Below are 18686 nucleotides of genomic sequence, written 5' to 3' on the forward strand. Positions count from 1 at the left end.
GCGCAAGCCGATACGTTTATTGGCGGTATAATGCTGTCACCGAACGACTTTCAAGCAAAGACAAGGCGACACCTCATGGATCGACTGTTGCGCATAACCGGCGCTTGGCCTTACCTGATTGCTATCTTTCTAAATGCCTTCGTAGACTTGGGTCATAAGATCGTGATCCAGAATACGATCTTCAAAAGTTACGATGGCACCGCCCAAGTGGTGCTCACTGCGCTGGTGAATGGGCTAATTTTGCTGCCCTTTATTTTACTGTTTAGCCCAGCGGGCCATGTGGCAGATAGCTACCCAAAGGTGCGCATTCTGCGCACATCGGCTTGGGCCGCCGTGATAGTTTCATTAGTGATCACCACCGCCTACTACCAGGGTTGGTTTTGGTTGGCGTTCGCGATGACGCTACTGCTGGCGATTCAGTCAGCCTTCTACTCGCCGGCCAAATACGGCCTAGTCAAAGGGCTCTTCGGTAAGCCGCGCTTGGCGGAAGCCAACGGGCTAATCCAGGCCGTCACTATTGGCGCCATTCTGGCGGGCACTGTAGCGTTTACCGCGCTATTTGAGACTTGGGTGTCTTCCAATGGACAAACGCCTGCGCAACTGTTGCGCCAAATAGCCCCTTTGGGCTGGCTGCTGGTGCTCAATAGCGCTCTTCAGGTGGTAACGCTTTACCGCCTACCGCTGGATAACACTGCCTCTTCGAATACGCCACTGACCTGGAAGCGCTACCTGACGGGCAGTGCGCTCAAAGACAACCTGCGGATTATCGTTCACCAGCCTGTGATTAGGCTCTCCATTATCGGCCTGGCCACCTTCTGGTCAGTCGGACAAGTACTGCTGGCAGCCTTCCCGGCCTATGCCAAAGAGGCACTCAGTATCGATAACACGTTGGTACTTCAAGGCATCTTGGCTGCAAGCGGTATCGGCATTGCGTTGGGCTCACTGTTGGCCAGCAAGTTATCTCACAATCGCATTGAAACCGGCTTAATTCCGGTGGGCGCTATCGGCGTAGCCGTTGGCTTAGGATGCCTGCCGCTGTTAACCACTCCCGTCAGCCAAGCGCTGAACTTTGTGTTTATTGGCATGATGGGTGGGCTTTTCATTGTGCCGCTTAATGCATTGATTCAGTTTCACGCTGCCGATAAAGAATTAGGCACCGTGCTGGCCGCCAGTAACTGGATTCAAAACATCGCCATGCTGGGCTTTTTGGTGCTCACGGCGCTGTTCGCGTTGGCGGGAGTGAATAGCCACTACTTGTTGCTACTTATCGCTACCGTGGCGATGGTGGGCGGTGGTTACACCATTGTTAAGCTGCCCCAAAGCTTAGTGCGCTTTCTATTGAGTTTCCTGCTGACCCGCCGCTATCGCGTCGACGTCCATGGTTTACAGAACCTGCCCGCCCAGGGCGGTGTGCTGCTATTGGGCAACCATATCAGTTGGGTAGATTGGGCCATGGTACAAATCGCTAGTCCCCGCCCAGTGCGCTTTGTCATGCTCAGATCGGTTTACCAGCGTTGGTACCTACGTTGGTTTTTCAAAGCACTGGGGTGTATCCCCATTGAGCGCGGTGAAGGGGCTGAAAAGGCTTTGGCGGAAGTCGCCGCACAACTCAATGCAGGCGAAGTGGTGTGCCTGTTTCCGGAAGGGGCAATCAGCCGCACTGGCCAACTAGGCGAATTCCGCCGTGGCTACCAGCGCGCCTGTGCAATGGCGAACCCGGACGTCAGCATTGTGCCTTTTTACCTGCGTGGCCTGTGGGGCAGCCAGTTCTCTCGCTCCTCCAGCAAGTTAAAAGTGCTGCGCAATGCACCGCTTCACCGTTCCGTCATCGTGGCGTTTGGTAAACCGATTCCCAAAGATACCCCTGCTGATGTACTCAAACGGCGTATTTTTGAGCAGGCTACGCGCTCCTGGCAGAAAGCCATGGGCGACCTGCCCACGCTACCCTACGCCTGGATCCACAGCGTCAAACGCCGGCCTAGTGACCTCGCCCTAGCCGACACGCTGGGCAAGCCGCTCAATGCAAGCCAAGCATTGAGCGCCAGCCTGTTGCTGGCGAAGCGACTTCGCAGGCTCAATCTAGGTAAAAACGTTGGCCTGCTGCTGCCCACCAGCAGTAACGGGGTTATCGCCAATATGGCGACGCTGTTGGCGGGTAAAACGGTGGTTAACCTCAACTACACCGCCGATCAAGAAGTGCTCACATCCGCGCTTTCCCAGGCAGAGATTACCACCGTATTTACCTCACGACGCTTTGTGAAAAAGCTTGCGCAAAGTGGGTTAAACGTTAGTCAACTGCTCAGTAATCAGCAGTTGGTCTTTTTAGAAGAGCTGCAGACTAACATTGGCCGTGGCGAACGCTTAAATACTTGGCTTGCGGTGAGAATATTGCCGACTTGGCTGATACAGCGCTGCCTCTGTCATAGTCACGATGCCGACGCCACTGCCGCCATCCTGTTTTCCAGCGGCAGTGCAGGCAAACCCAAGGGCGTGATGCTCAGCCACCGCAACCTGATGGCCAATATCAAACAGACCTCTGACGTACTGAACACCCAGAGCGATGACGTCGTCATGGGCTCGCTGCCTCTATTTCATGTATTTGGTTTCACGGTGACCCAATTACTGCCGCTCATCGAAGGATTGCCTCTGGTCTGCCACGCGAATCCCTCCGATGCCCCCAGCATTGCAGGTGCCGTTGCCCAACATAAGGCCACCATTTTATTTAGCATGCCGAGCTTTCTGTCCGCGTTTATCAACCACCAAGCCGTGCACCCACAGATGCTGGAAAGCCTGCGGGTGGTCGTTGCTGGAGGTGAAAAACTTAACGAAGACGTGCGCGCCCGCTTTGAACAGAAATTTCAAAAGCCTGTTTATGAAGGCTATGGCGCCACCGAAGTTGCCCCCGTGGCCTCGGTGAACCTGCCCGACGCCCTAGGCGTGCACTATCAGCAAGTTCAGCGCGGCAGCAAACCCGGCACGGTGGGCATGCCACTACCCGGCACCAGCTTCAAAATCATCGACCCAGAAAGTTATGAAGAGCTGCCTACCGGGGAGGCCGGTATGGTATTGATTAGCGGCCCGCAAATCATGCAGGGCTACCTCAACGACCATCAGCGCACCGCTCAAGTGATCCACGAAATGGATGGTCAACGCTGGTATATCACGGGTGATAAAGGCGCCATCGACGAAGACGGCTTCTTAACGCTGATGGAACGTTATATTCAACCAAGCAATGCAGGCAATGAAGACGCTTATTAGTAAGATTAAAGGGGAGGAGATCCCCCCACCAATATTGGTAAGACAGTGCTTTATCGCTGCCTACTTGCCTGCGGAGGAGTTCGCCTAAGAATTATCTGTTTCAGAGCTATCTGCTTCAGAACTATCCGCTTTTCCTGTGCGTTCGCTCTGCTCACCACGGGCGATATCGTTGTGACTGAGCACCACGATTTCACGTGGCCACCACTCTGGATGATTGTCGCGTATATAGGCGAGTAGCTTCTCGCGCACGTTCATCTCGGCTGACCAGCCCGATAATGGGTCTGAGGTCATTAAATAACACGAGACCGTCTGCGCGGTTCCGGTCTGGCCGGTGACGTAGCACAGCAGCTTATGGTGTTCGATAACACTGTTTTCCTCTTTAGCGAATTCGATGAACTTATCCCTCACAAGACCGATATCGGCGCTCAAATGTAGGGTCAGCTCTAAAAACCGATACATCTTGGTGCTCTTGACCGACAGGTTGTCAAAGGGCTTGGAGGTAAAGTAGGTAACGGGAACAATCACACGCCGCTCGTCCCACGACCTTAATCGAATGAAGGTATAAAAGATGCCTTCTACGTAGCACCACTGGCCCTCAAAAATGACCAGATCGCCAATACGAATAGGCTTGGCAAACGACAGCTGAAACGACGATAAGATATTTCCCAACACTGCTTGACCGGCGACACCTACCAGCACCGCCAGCACACTGGCCGAAGCAAGAATAGAGAGGCCAAGGGACTCAAAGAGTTGGATCTGACCCAGTATGTAGATCGAGACCCCGGTGACAGTGATCAAAATAATAATACGGCGCAGGGCGTAAAGAGAGGTTAACAGCCGGCGCTCGTCGCGGGGTTTGGTGTCGTCTATTTCGCCTACCAGACGCCGCGTCATGCGCAGCATGATGGTATCCACTAAGCGCAGTGCAATCGTACCTGCCCCCCAGGCCAGGATACTGATTAACAGCACGCGAAAGGTCGTCGTCGCGACCGCCGAAAACGACACGACATAATCCAGCAGCACCTGGGTCACCAAGGACATCGCAATGAGCGCTGCGGGCATGCCAATTTGGCTAGCAAAGATGCTTGAAATACCGGAAGGCAGCCATTTAGACATCAACCCGATTAAGCGGTGCACCATCCATCCGACCATGCCGATGAACAATATAAAGATAGGGATGGCGATCCACTCCCAAATCCTCAACACGCCAAACGACGATTGGAAGCGCTCGGGTATGTAACTTTCCAGCATTGAGGGGCCGTACTGCTCATACAACACGGGGATATACGACACGCTGATGGGCATGATCAGCCAGACAGGCTCCTGCTCCCCTGCCCGGTACCTGCCCAAACGAATATCGTAAGTTTCCCCATTGGCCTGCATGGAAGAGACTTCAATATTGCGGCGGGTTTCACCAACGCGAGGATTCTGGCCAGAGGAGTCTTCAATAACGGCGTCTTCCCGCCCGGGGAGATCAGACACACTCAGCCATTCACCACGGCGAAGAATTTCGGCCAGTTTCCTAGCCAGTTCACGCCCTTGCGCTTGCTGCTCCGCTGCGGAGAATTCGGCGAGGTTGAGTATATGGGCAGCAGCTTCATACTCCTCTTGATGGGTGAGTTCCAAAAAACTGCGCATCGACTCCCGGGGCGTTACCCGGTTTGCTTCTTCAGGCGCTTCACCCAGCCCACTATTGATTATATCAACGGTAAACCATCGGCTGTTCCCGCTCTCTCCTCCTTGAGTTTGTGCTGCACATAAGCTGGAAAATGTTAACGTTAGTACGAACATCCCCCATGCGAGCCACGAGCTGGTTACTTTCATAAATACCTTATTCATTTTGGTGAGCCACGTTGCCAACCACCAACACGCTAATTAATAGCCTGCCCAAGGGTCACCTTGGCGCCATCCTTGTCAGTGGGAGGAAGAATTACAGCTTACCTTTCTAAAGGGTGCAAGACGCACCGGGGATATCATGGGCGAAAAGTGAGCAACAGCATGAAAACCAGCCCTTACTGGGTCATTTCACCTAACCGATTAAGCGCTTCATCGTACATAGCGACCAACAGTAGCTCGCCCTGGGTGTTCAACCGAAACTGGCCGTACCGGGCAGATTCATACTGCTCAGCGTGACCTTCCTGGAAGAAGAACGCATCGGTAGCGAAGCGAACTTGGCCGTTGCGCAGGCGATAGCGCAACCGCTTCTCCTTAGCACCCAACGCAGCCCCATTATCTAAGCGCTGAAAGTGAGCGATACGCTGTTCATCTAATCGCACAAACACAGCGCCATTGCGGGCTTTCTGAGGCCTACCCTGCGGGGCTTCATCTTGTTGCACTAGTGCGCTTTGAACCTGGTTTCCCAGCGCGAAATTCAGCGCCATATAGTCGCCCTGTATTAACGAACGCGGATCGACTGGTGCCAGTTCCAGATAGACAATCTCACCCTCCGCTAAATGGCGCTCTTTTTGCCAAATCGCGCCGTTAACAACACTCAGCATCACAACGGCAGCCGCGATAACCAGCCATCGGTACTGTTTGGGGGTCAATTTCATTCGTAGCGCCCCCTTTCCACATGCTCGTTTTCACGCAGGGGCATCCGTTTATGCAACACCCAACGCAGCGTCAGCATACTCAACCCCATGATTAACAACGAAAGTGCTTTAGCTAATAGCGTTGTATCCAGCCAATAGTAATAACTGCCAATCCCCATCAGTAGCGAAAGCACGCCAATGCCGACCAGCGGCCTATGCCCAATGGCGAAACCTAGCAGTAAAATGACGACCCCAGCGGCTATGCCAGGTGCATAAAAAGCGATCAGCAGTATCACCACAGGCGCCATATAAATGCTCCCGTGAAAACGGTAGGAACGTCGCCGCCGAAATACCGCATACATTAGAGCCACCAGAGAGAACGCGACGAATACAGCGTTCAGCCAAGGCGCTAGCCGACTAAAATCACTGCTGGTGTGAGCCTCAAACCAGAACCAGAAAGTCTGCTCACTGGGCACGACACCCTGTATGAGCAAAAGACCAATCAACAGCCCATAGCCCCAGGCCTGCAAGTGCTTGATACGGTTAGGCCAGCGGAACTCATTGAGCCAGAGCAGCGTTATCACCAACAATACAAAACCACTGGCGAGGGGCGCCAAGCTGCTGGTTGCCAAGGCCATATAGAGTGCCAGCGTGGCGGCAAATGCTGAAAACGTACGATGCACCTGGCTCGGCATGACCAACGCCAAAACGCACTGTAAGCCAACGAGTGACCAGCCCAACAGCGACCATAGTGAATAAGAGGTTGCTTCCCACCACGCCACCAAGGCCCAGACGATGAGCAGCTGACCCGCTAGACTAATGGCCAGCGCTAGGTGTTCCAGCACATCGCTGCGGGCCCTACGAAAGAGTCCAAACGCAGCACCAATCATCACAAGACCTAACCCCATTGAAGCAGCGCTGCTTTCCACCACGAACACCACGCCCATGGCAATAAACCCGAGCAGGAATAGCGCTGCCAACCAGCCGCTAAACGCCTGAAGCGCGCGCACAAACCAAGGCGGTTCCAACGGCGCTGAGGTGGTTGGCTCTTTTAAGGTGATACCCGCGCGGCTCAGCTCAGTTTTGAAATCAACATTACTGTTCGTCATTGTGAAAGCGCCCGATGTAGCCGCTTCAGCCATATCACAGCGCCAGCGCCCATTGCTAACACCGCGATGGTGATCAACATCAGGCTTCCCTCCTGCCATTCGCCTTCCCATAACAACAGCCGGGCAAGAAGCAGTGTCGCCACCGTTATCACCGAGACACAACCACCCGCGAGCATGAACAGTTCAGGCCGACCGTGGCAGTAAACGCCATACAGCGCCGCCAGCCAAACTGGGTAAATCGCAACCACTGGCGACCACACGAGGCCTGCGTCAACCAACAAAGATATCGCTAATAGAGTGACAGGGACGCCACTACCCACCGCCACTACGCGAATGGCCCACTGACTTGAGCGCCAGCCCGAATAATGCGTGCCCCACTCAGCGACTGCCAGAGCGAGGGTATTGAGCCCAAACAGCCCCCACAGGGCGGCGTCACTGCTGGCCAACACACCCAACGGCCCGCCCCAGGTACGAAAATAGAGCCCGATCGCCAGATTCAGCAATCCCAGCCACAATACCCAGAGCAGTGGAAAGCGCGCCACCCAGACCCAAGGCAGCACGAGCAGCGCCCAGATAAAAAACAGCTGCCACGGGTCGGCACCGGTTTGATACGCCTGGCCGAACAGCCCTAACAGCACTCCGACTAACAAAGAGGCCGCCGTTAACGCGACGTGTTTAGCGATTGGGCTAGTCTGGGGCCAAACGGCGACACCGACTGCCAACAGTAGGGTTGCCTCCACCACGCCAAAGCGCAACCATCGCCCCATCTCGTCCCAGTGATAGGCCACCCAAAACAGCACTGAAAATGCCGTTGCTAACCCACCCAGCCACAGCAATAATCGGTCAAAAAATATCACCCACGCGCGTGGCGTCGGCCATAACCCAGCCACTTCAACGGCGTGTGCCACCTGTTCAGGTGGTATAGCGCCCTGCTCAATTAACGACACCAACTCACGTCGAGGGGAAGCCATAGGTTTCCTTGTTCATAGGTAAACGTTGAGAATAAGGATGCGTGCAGACCAGAAAGCGTCCAACACAACGCTTTATAAACTCCCGACAATGACTGTTTAGCTATTCATGAACGGTTATCAACTTTCAAGCCATATAAGCTATGTAGAACTTTCTACCGATCCAAGCGTCGAAGCATAACCTTTTGTATAGCTTCTTATATAGCTTACTACTGCGCATTCTAAAGCGGTTGTTGCATTAACTGGAGACACCTCATGCTAATAAAAATTGCCAAGCCGAGTGACTTAAGCGAATCCGATGTTACCCCGGAATCCATCTACCTTTCCCGGCGGCGTTTTATGGGCGGGATGGCGGGCCTGGGTGCTGGGCTTGCACTCTCGGGTCACGCTAGCGCCAGCGCCGATTACTCGGATGTGCCGGAAGGCAGCGCCCCGGCATGGTTGAAGGAGAAGATTAGTGAGACCCAGTGGGAAGCGATGACGCCCAGCGACCCTTCTAAAGACAAGATCGCCCCCTTTGATGATGCCAGCGGCTACAACAACTTCTATGAGTTTGGTTCAGGCAAAAACGACCCTGCGCGCCACGCAGGCAGCCTGAAGACAGAACCCTGGAGCGTGGTGGTAGATGGTGAAGTCAATAACGGCGGGCGCTTTGCCCTGGAAGATTTCGCTACGCCCGCCCAGTTTGAAGAGCGCATTTACCGCCTGCGCTGCGTTGAAGCCTGGTCGATGGTAATTCCCTGGCTCGGCATCCCACTTGCCGAGGTGATCAAACGCGCCGACCCCACCAGCAAAGCCAAATACGTCCGCTTTGAAACCCTGGTCGACCCTGAACAGATGCCGGGGCAGCGCTCCTCTTTTTCGCTGATCGATTGGCCTTATGTGGAAGGGCTGCGCCTAGACGAAGCCATGAATCCTCTCACTCTGCTTGCCATGGGCATGTACGGCCGCGAACTGCCTAACCAGAATGGTGCCCCCTTGCGCCTGGTAGTCCCCTGGAAATACGGCTTCAAGAGCATCAAGTCGATCGTGCGGATCTCGCTGGTGGAAGAGCAACCGGTCAATTCCTGGCAGCTCATTGCCCCTGATGAATACGGCTTCTATGCCAACGTTAATCCTGAGGTTGATCACCCCCGCTGGAGTCAAGCCACCGAGCGCCGCTTACCCAACAGCCTGTTCAACACGAACACCATTGATACCCTGATGTTTAACGGCTACGCCGACGAAGTCGCCGAGCTTTATGCAGAGTTGGATTTGAGAGCTAACTACTGATGGCAACACAGCGCACATGGCTACTCTGGCGCGTGGGCGTATTTTTAGCCGCGCTAGCGCCGCTGCTATTCTGGAGCTGGCAAGTGGCCAACAACGCCGCCGGCCCCGAACCGGGGCGCTACTTGCTGCTGAATCTTGGCATCGGCGGTCTGTGGATATTGCTGCTCACCCTTAGTCTTACGCCGTTGACCAAGCTTACCCGCTGGAAAGGCTTTGCGCTGATCCGGCGTCAGCTTGGCCTCTGGACTCTCGTCTACGCTACCCTGCACTTGCTCAGCTACGCCCTGTTCATCCTCGGCCTTAACTGGGGGCTGTTGGGCAGTGAACTGGTGAAACGCCCCTATATCGTGGTCGGCATGATCGCGCTGCTCGGTCTTGCCATACTGGGCGCCACCTCCAATCGCTGGGCGATGAAGCGCCTGGGTAAACGCTGGAAACCGCTGCACAAATTTTCCTACGCTATTTTGGGTTTGGTGCTACTTCACTTCTTCTGGGTGGTGCGCGCGGATATGCAGGAATGGGCGATGTATGCGGCCATTGCGGCGCTAATCATGACCACCCGCCTACCGCCTGTCGCTCGCAAGCTGCCTAAACTGCGCTACCGATTTAGTCGTTAAAAAGAGAAAACTTTACCTACACATACAAGCCGGGTTCATGTTCCATTCAGCCAATACGGTTATGCTACGCATCATTAACCAACTACCGTTTGGAGTAACCGCATGGCGGTCACCTATAAAGGCGCCGGTCGCCTGGCAACAGCGCTGGCATTGATGTGGATAACTACAGGCACGGGGGCCGAAGAGCCTTTACGCATCGAACAACTGCAGCGCTGTGGCAACCTGCTGCAGATGGATATTCAAGAATTCTGCCTTCAGGCCAGCGGCCTTGATAACGGCCACGTCCAGGTTACGCTGAATGGCACACCACTCCCAGCAGAGACGATCGACCATAATGGCGACCGGCTACGTATCAGCCTCAATAGCGCTGAGGCGCAAAGCGGCCCGTTATGGCTCTCACAGCATGAGCAGGCCAGCAATCCAGTCTGGGTCAGCCTCCAGGGCAGCAATGTGGTAGCAGCCACTGAGCAAGAAGTGGCGAAGAACATGGATGGCATCACTACCTATGTGGATCTAATCAGCCTGATTATTGAAGAGAGCCATGAGGGTGCCCAAGAAGCCCAGCGTTTAGCAGAAAAATACGGTGCCGAAGTAGTCGGCATGATTCCACCACTCAACACCTATCAGCTGCGCTTGCCTGTCAGCCACCTGGATGAACGCGACGCACTGGTGCTCAGGCTGGGTAACGAAGTCAGTGTGGATGCCGTAGTGACAGAAGAGTCGGGGGCGGAGAAAAGCATCGAGAGCGAGACAAGCAGGCCGCCCGATGCGGGCGACCAGGAGTGGGCGTCGAATCGTTTTCTGGATGCCGTGAATTTTTACCAGCGCCGACTATCGCTCGAGGGGCAGGACGGCGATATTGAGACGCAGCCAATCCGCATTGGCGTTATCGAACGCGAGGTCGATTTCGACGCACCCGATTTTGCGGATTACCTGGGAGAGTGCCGTACTGAATCGACGAGAACCTGTGTTTATGCCCGCGATGCCGCCAAGCCCGACGGGCATGGCACGACCGTCACCGGCGTATTTGCTGCGGCCTGGAATGAAGGCGGCAACAGCGGCTTTCTGCGTGGGCTGGACGAGGTAGGTCCTGGCTTCGATGTGATTGTGGACCGCAACTCGGATGCGGGCATCACCGCCAATGTCGCCGCCTCGGTCAATCTGGTCGAGGACGGGGCACGCGTACTCAACTGGAGCTGGGGCATTCACCGCGTCGGGGCCATCGACATCGATGGAAAGGAAATCGATTCACTGGTGCGCTCGGGTATCGCCATGAGCGGTTACGAGGAACTGTTGGAAGAATTCTTCCTGTGGCTACGCGAGGAGCACCCCGATGTAGTGGTCGTCAATTCAGCGGGCAACGCGTCCTCCTATTCGGGAAGAGACGAGTATCGCCTGCCCTCCTCTTTCGTAACCGATCAGCTGTTCGTGGTGGGTGGCCATCAGCGCAGCGATGAAGATGTCCAGGTCGATGATCCCCGCTACGTGGTCAAACGCAACGCCTCGAATATCGATATGCGCGTGGATATCACCGCTGCCGCCTGTGTGCGGGGCTCTTCATTAATAGAAGGTGAGCAAGGCGAGGCGCACTGCGGCACTTCCTACGCGACGCCGCTGGTGGCTGGCCTGTTGGCGGCCATGCTGTCAATTGAACCCGAGCTTACGCCCGCGCAGCTTCGCATGCTGCTGCGCCGCAGCGCCATGACCATCGGTGAAGAGTACGATTTCGAGCCAACGGACGCCGATGACCTGACAGCCCCGATACTGCCTTCCGAGCGCGCCAATGAGCTAAACCACCCGGATATCGGCCTGTCAGCCCGGCTGAACATGTACAAAGCACTGGACCTAACCGTACAAAGCCTAAGCCGGGAGCGCTAAGCTCACCTACAGCAGACGTAAACGCCCACCTAGCCAGGTGGGCGCTTTCCAAACAAGACTTAAACAAATGACATTAGCCAAGAACTTTACGTAAATGGTCACGGTAATCGGCTTTGTTACGCTCTACCTGCGGCACTTTCATCACATCATTGGCGATGAATGTCGGCAGTGCCTCTAGACCAATAAATTCTTGTGACTTATGGAACGGGAAATAAACCCCTTCCACCCCACGCCCTTCAAAGAAGTTACCCGGCTCATCGAAGGCTTCTAAAGGCGCATTCCAGGTCAGCGACAGCATATAGCGACGACCTTGCAGCAAGCCACCGCTGCCGTACTGTTTGGTTGGGTCTTGGCGGCTACGGCCATCACTGGCATACAGGGAACCGTGGCCTTCGGTGAACACTTCATCGATGTAACGCTTCACAATCCAAGGCGCGCCCATCCACCAGCCCGGCATTTGATACACAATGGTGTCTGCCCACAGAAAGTTTTGCACCTCGGTTTCGAGATCGTAGCCTTGGTCAATCACCGTTTCACGAAGCTCATAGCCCATCTCCTTCAGCGCATTCACCGCCACGCCGTGTAGCGTATTGTTGAGTTCACCGCCAGAGTGCGCAAAGGCCTTACCACCGTTAATTAGCAGAATCTTCATCTATCACTTTCTCCCCAAGAGGTTGATCATCAGCGCTAACAGAACTAGGCACGATGTCCTTGGCACATATTGTGGGAGTGACGATGAGAAAAAAGAAGCGATGCTGCGGCAAGACACTTTTGATTTAAAGTCAACAATACTCAGCGTAGAGTACGTCGATACTCGCTTCTTGATGGAAAGCCTCCAATGAAAAGTACCCTTGAAGAGCAACAGGCCTTCGTTACGGTCGTAGATAGCGGCTCAATCACCAGTGCCGCTGAACGGCTAGGCATTAGCGTTTCTGGCGTAAGCCGTGCGCTGAACCGGCTGGAGCAAAAACTGGGCGCCACCCTGCTGCGCAGAACCACACGCCGTTTGGAGCTTACCGAAGAGGGCGAAACATTCCTTGAGCACTGCCGCCGTATCCTGGCCGCCGTAGAAGAAGCCGAAGAGGCGATGCTGGATCGCCACAATCAGCCTCAAGGGCGGCTGCGTGTTAACGCCGCCCCCAGCTTTATGCAGTTCGTGATTGTGCCATTGATTGGCGAGTTCCGCGCCAGCTATCCAGGGGTCAAACTGGAATTAGATACCCATGACCGCTTTGTCGACCTTTTAGAACAGCGGGTCGATCTAGCCATTCGCATCGGCGAACTGGAGGATTCATCGCTGCACGCCCGGCTACTTGGCTACAGCCCCTTGCGTCTTCTGGCCAGTCCCGCGTATCTCGAACGCGCCGGCATACCGCAGGGCATTGAAGACCTTCAAGCTCACAGCCTGCTGGGCTTCAGCCAGCTCGACCATCTTAACCAATGGCCGCTCATCCTCGGAGATGGCCAGCATTTACACATCATACCGACGCTGTCCGCTTCCAGCGGCAGCACGCTGATAGAGCTCGCCATGGCGGGAGAAGGGATTGTTTGCTTGGCCGACTTTATGACCATCATGCCACGCCAGAAGGGGTCGCTGGTCGACGTATTGCCCGACCATATCAAATGCCAGAACCAAGCCGTCAACGTTGTTTACTACCGCCAGGCTACGCTTTCCCAGCGAGCACGGTTGTTTATGGATTTTCTGGCGGAAAGGTTGCCGGGGAATTATTTGCAGGGGAGATCTGTTTGATACCTCAGCTCACGGCCCATGCTTAAAAAACTGATTCTCGCCATCGCTACAGCAGGCCTTATGCCCCCTCCAATTTAGTGAACTGTAAACGTGCTACTCGAGCAAGCGATGTCACTGCCCATCACGCTCTTCTGACGTTCACCAACTTACCTGCCGTACGCACTGTCATAACAATAACGCTCAAGGGTACAACGATCAAAACACCTCCCAGCGCCAGCATAGCTATGAAACCAAATAAATCGAACAATACTAACCCAACGATACATCCGCTCAGAAATGAAAAAATCGTCGTTAAATGAGTGTAGAGCTGCTTACGAAAAGCTCGTCGATCAAGCGCTTCGCTGGGTGATACCAATGAGAGCAAGAACGAACCTAGCGCGATACCAGCATCTGTTAGAGTACCGGTCACATGCGTCGTTCTCACTCGACCATTCGACAGCTGCGTTGAAGTCGAGTTGTGTATCCCCATCAAGAAGCCCAACGCGATGAGTACTTCCGCGTTAAAGCGCGTTGAGTAAAATAAAAGTTCAAATGCTGACACTACGGTCAAAGCCATCCCTTCCGCCACGAGAATTAGACAGAAGATGGTTCTTAGTTTCTGCCCCACGATCACGACAATGCGCGCGAGCATACCGCCTAGTACGAACGCCATGATGAGGGTGGCCAAAAACAGAATGCCATAGGTATCGGAATTGGCCACTTCGGTCGACATTTGTGAGGCATTGCCGCTCATATGGGAAGGAAGGAACCCAAATGCCCCCAACGCCATGGCATTGAGGATACCGGCAGCTGTCGCCAGCACCAGTGCCAAGCAGCGGTCTTCGGTATGAGAGCGAGCTTTCTTCTTTTTGATCAGCAAGGGCCTTCTCCAACCATATAATTAGTCGGAAATCAGACATCACCACCAAAGTATAGTTCTGTAATATCTAAATTAGAAAAGTAAAAATATGCAGAATGAAAATCTCCTCTTACCTCATCGCTGCAAGATTCGTTTAAGCTCACTATGCTATTACTAGCGCGAAACATAGGGGCATTGATTCAATAAACCATTAGTTCTTTTCTGTTAGCAGGAATTCAGATCATTTAAGGATGTTATGGGTCTTCAAGAAATCGCCGTTGGCGGCATTTATCTCAGCCCACTGCTGATATACGCCCTGATCGCGTTTATCGGCACGCTGGTCACTCGCTCGCTGTTGCACTGGGTAGTCGGCGAATACGCGCTTTGGTATGAAGCCTGGTTCGATATCTCGCTTTTTGTCATTTTACTAGCGGCGACTACCTTCCTATTTACCGTCTTACTTGAAAGCGCTTGATATCACCCCTTTAGCTAGCCTTTAAGACAGCTGTTGAGAGAACCGTTGATGCGCCCTTCGCTTCGTATGTTGCTCACCTTGATCATTGTCGCCATTGCCGTTGCCGCAGGCGCCTGGCTATGGCGCTACTATCTTTACACCCCCTGGACCCGCGACGCTCGTGTTCACGCCGAGGTCGTCACCATTGCCCCAGATGTTTCCGGCTGGGTGCGCGCGCTTAACGTCGCTGACACCGCCCAGATTACCCAGGGCGATACGCTGTTTTCAATTGACGATACGCGCTATCAAGCCGCAGTCGACAGTGCTCAGGCCACGGTCGACCATCGTGAAGCCACGCTGGAGCTAAACCGCGCCGAGGAGAGCCGACGCAACCAGTTGAGCAACAATCGTGCGATTAGCGCAGAGAACCAGCAGATTGCCCAGATCAACTCGCGGATTGCCGAAGCCGATTTGCAGCAGGCCGAGGCGGAACTGGCCAGCGCCCAGCTTGATTTAGCGCGCACCCAGATCACCGCCCCCGTAAGTGGTCACCTACTCAATGTGCAGCTCAGCGCGGGAACCTACGTCAATCGGGGCTCCCCGGTCATGGCGTTGATTGCTGAAGACTCTTTCTATGTCGTGGGTTACTTTGAAGAGACCAAAATGCCCGCTATCCGCGTTGGCGACCCGGTCGATGTCATTTTGATGAGCGGCGACACCCACCTAAAAGGGCGCGTCGCCGGTATTGGCCGTGGCATTGCCGACAGAAACACGTCCCTTAATCAACAGCTGCTACCGCAGGTAGCGCCCAACTTCAGTTGGGTGCGGCTGGCGCAGCGCATTCCGGTGCGCATCGCGCTAGACGAGGTTCCCGACGATACCCTGCTGAGCGTTGGCATGACCGCTACGGTACGCGTCGATCCTGGCGAGCACGCTAACGAACAGCCGCCAGAGTGACCATGTCACCGTTTCTTAGCACTTACCTGACACCCAACGCCACGGCGGTCAAATTCGCCATCAAGACCACCCTGGCCATGATGCTCGCACTTTATGTTGCCCTGCTGTTCGATCTTGAGCGCCCTTACTGGGCACTAATCTCGGCGGCGTTTCTCCAGATCCGGCCCATGAGCGGTATGGTGGTCGAAAAAGGCATTTGCCAGCTTGGTGGCACCTTCATCGGCGCTGTCGCAGGCGTCTCGATTATGGCCCTGTTTGCTCAAGCCCGAGTACCGGCCCTTATCATACTGACCATCTGGATTATGCTATGCACCTATGTCGGCTCACTGTGGCGCAATAACTACACCTATGGCTGCTTGATGGCATCGGTGACGGCGATGTTGATCGTGGTGATCTCCAGCGGCAGTACCCCAGCAGGCATCTTCGATATCGCCTTAGCACGCCTTTCAGAACTAGGGCTTGGCGCCATCTGTGCCATGTTGGTCAGCTCACTGCTCTGGCCCACCCATGTGGGCACCCACCTTGCCACCCAGGCCGACAGCGTGATCAACGAAGCCTTCGAGCACGCCGCCCTGCGCTTAGAAGCCAGTGACGACATCCCAGCCATGCAGAAAGCTTTACGCAACAGTCTCGGACCGTTAACCCTGCTTGAAACCGATAGCCAAGCCGCCCGCTTTGAAGGCCCGGTGGGCCCCGGGCGAGTGCGCGCCACCCATGTGCTAACGCGGCGCACGCTGCGCTTTTTCGCCAACTTGCAGGCACTTCATCAATTGATGCATGACCACGCTGACCGCCTTGCTCCGGAAAGCATCGAACTTGCCAGAAAAGTAGCCAGTGGTTTTCGCGATGCCGAGCACGTCAAAGGGGTGGCTGACGCTCGCCAAGCCCTGCAGGCGTTACGCCACCGTGTCCACGAACATGATGAGGAGAGCACATTAACGCCGCTAGATCGACGAATGCGCCTGGGGCTACGTGAATCGATTGGCCACGCGATGGTGATGCTCGATGCCCGCGAAGCGATTGCCTCACCGGCTAGTCACCAGCTCCGTTCATCTCCACTGGCCTGGCACCGTGACTACCTCGCCGCCAGCATCAACGCTCTACGCTCTGGGGTGCTGTTTGCGCTGCTGGCCACCTTCTGGATTGTGACTGCCTGGCAAAGCGCCATGATCGCGATGATGCTGGGTACGCTCTTCTCTGCCTTCTTCGCCAGTCGCGAAAACCCGCTGGCCATAACTAAGATGTTTTATAAAGGCATGCTGGTAGCAATTCCCAGCGCCTTTCTGTTTGGCCACGTGCTGCTTTCCCAGGCCAATGGTTTTCCGATGCTGGCCATGCTGTTTGGCACGCCGCTGTTTTTAGGTCTGATGGGGGCCACCAACCCGGCGACCATGGGCTACTGCTTGGCGTTTACCATTTTCAATATTCTGCTGACCATGCCCGGTAATGGTATGGACTTCTCGTTCGATAGTTTCGCCAATCGAGTGGTAGCCGTCATCATCGGGCTTAGCTGCGTGGTGATGGGGTTTCGTCTACTGCCGGGGCCAGGGGCAAGACTCAGGCGGCGGCGCCTTATCAAGGCGATTTCCAAGGATATAAACGCGCTTAGGCGGCGCTCAATCCGCGACGCCGAAACCCGTTTCAGTGGCCACATGGCAGACCGTTTACTGCAACTGGCCCAGCACGACGACATGCTGCCAGAAGACCAGCGCCACCTATTTATTCTTGGTTTGACCGGGCTCGACCTGGGCACCGCCACGCTGCGCCTGCGTGACCGGCTCGATGATGCCCCACACCCGCTCATCCGCGATGCACATCAACATCTGTTGCACACGCTGGCACAAGGGTTTGAAGAGAGTGCCAACGGGCGCCCACCCCAAGGCATTCGAGAAGCAGGCCAGCAACTGGAAACGGCGATCGAGGCTTATGGCAGCGTGCCCGCCGACCGCCGGGTATTGTTGGAAGGCTTGATCGAGCGGCTCGAACTGGCCCTGGAACGGTTGGCGCGCATCATGGCAGAACAAACGAAGCTGCCTAGCTCCTTCAATCGTTAACGGGTTTACTCTTTCGATCTACCCGAGGCGCATGCTCTTCCATCAACGCCACGACCCAATCAATGAACACGCGCAGCTTGGCGCTAACGTGCCGATTCGGCGGAAAGGCGATGTACATCGGCATCGCCTCGATGTGCCAATCGTCAAACAAGCGCACCAGTTCGCCGCGAGACACATGCTCTCTAGCCATGTAATCAGGTAGCCAAAGCACACCGAGTCCCGCCAGACCCGCGGCAAGCCCAGCATTCCCATCGTCGACGGAGATCACGTGGCGCCCTTGCACGGCAACACGCTCTCCATCGCGGCACAGAGCATAAGGAAAAGCCAAGCCATCGCGTGCCCATCTGAACCCGACAATGGAATGAGGCGGGAGCGAAAGCGCTTGCGGGTGTGTAGGGTGACCGCTCTTTTCCAGATAGCTTGGTGCGGCGTAAACACCCAGCGTTAGATCCCCCACGCGTCGTGCCACCAGCGATAGATCGGTAAGCTCCCCGCCGCGCACCACACAATCCACGCTTTCGCTGATCAGATCGACCATGCGATCACTCACCCCCATGTCGAGTTGAATATCGGGATAGCGAGCATGAAACGCGGGGAAAGCGGGGATTAAGATCATTCGCGCAAACGGGCTGGGCACATCCACTCTCAGTCGTCCGCGCGGCTGCACCGAGGCGTTGGAGAGGCTGGTTTCGGCATCATCCATATCGGCTAATAGCTTTATCACGCGCTCGTAATAGGCGGCACCGTCAGCCGTGACATTAACCTTACGGGTGGTGCGGTTGAGCAGTTTGACACGCAGCCGTGCCTCTAATTGTTGCACCAGTTGTGTCACGCTGGTCTTGCTCATGTGAAGTGTTTCAGCGGCCTTGGTAAAGCTGCCCGTCTCCACGACTCGGGCAAAGGCCTGCATTGCGTTAAAACGATCCATGACTATGCCAAGCACCTTTTGATTGTTTGTAATATACAAACAATGTTGAACAGAATTCGCCGTTTATCCACC

General features: G+C 55.1%; 15 protein-coding genes. 8 read left to right on the forward strand and 7 right to left on the reverse strand.

Translation table 11 applies throughout. The features are described from left to right. Window positions 1–75 precede the first annotated feature (75 nt). Complete coding sequence (locus tag ACUN8H_RS03225; protein ID WP_445530724.1) at window positions 76–3258, forward strand: acyl-[ACP]--phospholipid O-acyltransferase; 3183 nt, start codon at window positions 76–78, stop codon at window positions 3256–3258. Window positions 3259–3342: 84 nt separating this feature from the next. On the opposite strand, the gene ACUN8H_RS03230 is transcribed toward ACUN8H_RS03225, so the two are convergent. From ACUN8H_RS03230 to ACUN8H_RS03245, 4 genes are all read right to left on the reverse strand, one after another. After that, a complete protein-coding gene (locus tag ACUN8H_RS03230; protein WP_445530725.1) occupies window positions 3343–5082 on the reverse strand; it encodes a mechanosensitive ion channel family protein in 1740 nt (579 codons plus the stop codon). Between the two features lie 188 nt (window positions 5083–5270). Beyond that, window positions 5271–5810, reverse strand: coding sequence for a GDYXXLXY domain-containing protein (locus ACUN8H_RS03235; RefSeq protein ID WP_445530726.1), 540 nt, complete (start codon window positions 5808–5810; stop codon window positions 5271–5273). Further along, the gene (locus tag ACUN8H_RS03240) at window positions 5807–6898 is read right to left on the reverse strand and encodes a DUF4401 domain-containing protein (protein WP_445530727.1); all 1092 of its coding nucleotides are present in this window, start codon (window positions 6896–6898) and stop codon (window positions 5807–5809) included. Before ACUN8H_RS03240 ends, ACUN8H_RS03235 begins: the two co-directional genes overlap by 4 nt. Beyond that, entirely contained in the window at window positions 6895–7869 is a 975-nt protein-coding gene (locus ACUN8H_RS03245; RefSeq protein WP_445530728.1) for a DUF2157 domain-containing protein, read from the reverse strand. Before ACUN8H_RS03245 ends, ACUN8H_RS03240 begins: the two co-directional genes overlap by 4 nt. Window positions 7870–8121: 252 nt before the next feature. On the opposite strand from ACUN8H_RS03245, the gene msrP reads away from it, so the two are divergent. The 3 genes from msrP to ACUN8H_RS03260 all read left to right on the forward strand — a co-directional run bounded on the left by msrP (window position 8122) and on the right by ACUN8H_RS03260 (window position 11633). Further along, a complete protein-coding gene (gene msrP, locus ACUN8H_RS03250) occupies window positions 8122–9138 on the forward strand; it encodes a protein-methionine-sulfoxide reductase catalytic subunit MsrP (protein WP_445530729.1) in 1017 nt (338 codons plus the stop codon). Then, window positions 9138–9755, forward strand: coding sequence for a protein-methionine-sulfoxide reductase heme-binding subunit MsrQ (gene msrQ / locus ACUN8H_RS03255; RefSeq protein ID WP_445530730.1), 618 nt, complete (start codon window positions 9138–9140; stop codon window positions 9753–9755). The genes msrP and msrQ overlap by 1 nt, the downstream gene beginning before the upstream one ends. A gap of 102 nt (window positions 9756–9857) precedes the next feature. Next, window positions 9858–11633 (forward strand): S8/S53 family peptidase, encoded by a 1776-nt coding sequence (locus ACUN8H_RS03260; protein WP_445530731.1) that lies wholly within the window; start codon window positions 9858–9860, stop codon window positions 11631–11633. A 73-nt stretch (window positions 11634–11706) separates the two neighbouring features. Here the strand turns inward: ACUN8H_RS03260 and ACUN8H_RS03265 are convergent, their stop codons facing one another. Further along, window positions 11707–12285, reverse strand: coding sequence for an NAD(P)H-dependent oxidoreductase (locus tag ACUN8H_RS03265; protein ID WP_445530732.1), 579 nt, complete (start codon window positions 12283–12285; stop codon window positions 11707–11709). 186 nt (window positions 12286–12471) lie between these two features. On the opposite strand from ACUN8H_RS03265, the gene ACUN8H_RS03270 reads away from it, so the two are divergent. Next, window positions 12472–13383: a LysR substrate-binding domain-containing protein gene (locus ACUN8H_RS03270; RefSeq protein WP_445530733.1), complete on the forward strand. Its 912-nt coding sequence runs from the start codon at window positions 12472–12474 to the stop codon at window positions 13381–13383. Window positions 13384–13504: 121 nt separating this feature from the next. Here the strand turns inward: ACUN8H_RS03270 and ACUN8H_RS03275 are convergent, their stop codons facing one another. Then, window positions 13505–14242 (reverse strand): YoaK family protein, encoded by a 738-nt coding sequence (locus ACUN8H_RS03275; RefSeq protein WP_445530734.1) that lies wholly within the window; start codon window positions 14240–14242, stop codon window positions 13505–13507. Window positions 14243–14477: 235 nt separating this feature from the next. Between ACUN8H_RS03275 and ACUN8H_RS03280 the strand changes: the two genes are divergently transcribed. The 3 genes from ACUN8H_RS03280 to ACUN8H_RS03290 are packed head-to-tail and all read left to right on the forward strand — an operon-like array spanning window position 14478 to window position 17686. Next, on the forward strand, window positions 14478–14696 hold the full coding sequence (locus ACUN8H_RS03280; RefSeq protein ID WP_445530735.1) for a DUF1656 domain-containing protein: 219 nt from the start codon (window positions 14478–14480) through the stop codon (window positions 14694–14696). Between the two features lie 48 nt (window positions 14697–14744). Further along, window positions 14745–15632 carry an efflux RND transporter periplasmic adaptor subunit gene (locus tag ACUN8H_RS03285; protein ID WP_445530736.1) on the forward strand — a complete coding sequence of 296 codons (888 nt, stop codon included), beginning with the start codon at window positions 14745–14747 and terminating at the stop codon, window positions 15630–15632. Window positions 15633–15634: 2 nt separating this feature from the next. After that, window positions 15635–17686, forward strand: a complete 2052-nt coding sequence (locus ACUN8H_RS03290) for an FUSC family protein (RefSeq protein ID WP_445530737.1) — start codon at window positions 15635–15637, stop codon at window positions 17684–17686. Here ACUN8H_RS03290 and ACUN8H_RS03295 read toward each other — a convergent pair. After that, a complete protein-coding gene (locus ACUN8H_RS03295; RefSeq protein WP_445530738.1) occupies window positions 17676–18614 on the reverse strand; it encodes a LysR family transcriptional regulator in 939 nt (312 codons plus the stop codon). The two genes, ACUN8H_RS03290 and ACUN8H_RS03295, sit on opposite strands and share 11 nt — an antisense overlap. Window positions 18615–18686 lie beyond the last annotated feature (72 nt).

The sequence above is a fragment of the Vreelandella sp. V005 genome (assembly GCF_052645115.1).

Coding starts and splice junctions, on each gene's coding strand:
- ACUN8H_RS03225 (WP_445530724.1), top strand. CDS start 76: ATGGATCGACTGTTGCGCATAACCGGCGCTTGGCCTTACCTGATTGCT.
- ACUN8H_RS03230 (WP_445530725.1), bottom strand. CDS start 5,082: ATGAAAGTAACCAGCTCGTGGCTCGCATGGGGGATGTTCGTACTAACG.
- ACUN8H_RS03235 (WP_445530726.1), bottom strand. CDS start 5,810: ATGAAATTGACCCCCAAACAGTACCGATGGCTGGTTATCGCGGCTGCC.
- ACUN8H_RS03240 (WP_445530727.1), bottom strand. CDS start 6,898: ATGACGAACAGTAATGTTGATTTCAAAACTGAGCTGAGCCGCGCGGGT.
- ACUN8H_RS03245 (WP_445530728.1), bottom strand. CDS start 7,869: ATGGCTTCCCCTCGACGTGAGTTGGTGTCGTTAATTGAGCAGGGCGCT.
- msrP (WP_445530729.1), top strand. CDS start 8,122: ATGCTAATAAAAATTGCCAAGCCGAGTGACTTAAGCGAATCCGATGTT.
- msrQ (WP_445530730.1), top strand. CDS start 9,138: ATGGCAACACAGCGCACATGGCTACTCTGGCGCGTGGGCGTATTTTTA.
- ACUN8H_RS03260 (WP_445530731.1), top strand. CDS start 9,858: ATGGCGGTCACCTATAAAGGCGCCGGTCGCCTGGCAACAGCGCTGGCA.
- ACUN8H_RS03265 (WP_445530732.1), bottom strand. CDS start 12,285: ATGAAGATTCTGCTAATTAACGGTGGTAAGGCCTTTGCGCACTCTGGC.
- ACUN8H_RS03270 (WP_445530733.1), top strand. CDS start 12,472: ATGAAAAGTACCCTTGAAGAGCAACAGGCCTTCGTTACGGTCGTAGAT.
- ACUN8H_RS03280 (WP_445530735.1), top strand. CDS start 14,478: ATGGGTCTTCAAGAAATCGCCGTTGGCGGCATTTATCTCAGCCCACTG.
- ACUN8H_RS03285 (WP_445530736.1), top strand. CDS start 14,745: ATGCGCCCTTCGCTTCGTATGTTGCTCACCTTGATCATTGTCGCCATT.
- ACUN8H_RS03290 (WP_445530737.1), top strand. CDS start 15,635: ATGTCACCGTTTCTTAGCACTTACCTGACACCCAACGCCACGGCGGTC.
- ACUN8H_RS03295 (WP_445530738.1), bottom strand. CDS start 18,614: ATGGATCGTTTTAACGCAATGCAGGCCTTTGCCCGAGTCGTGGAGACG.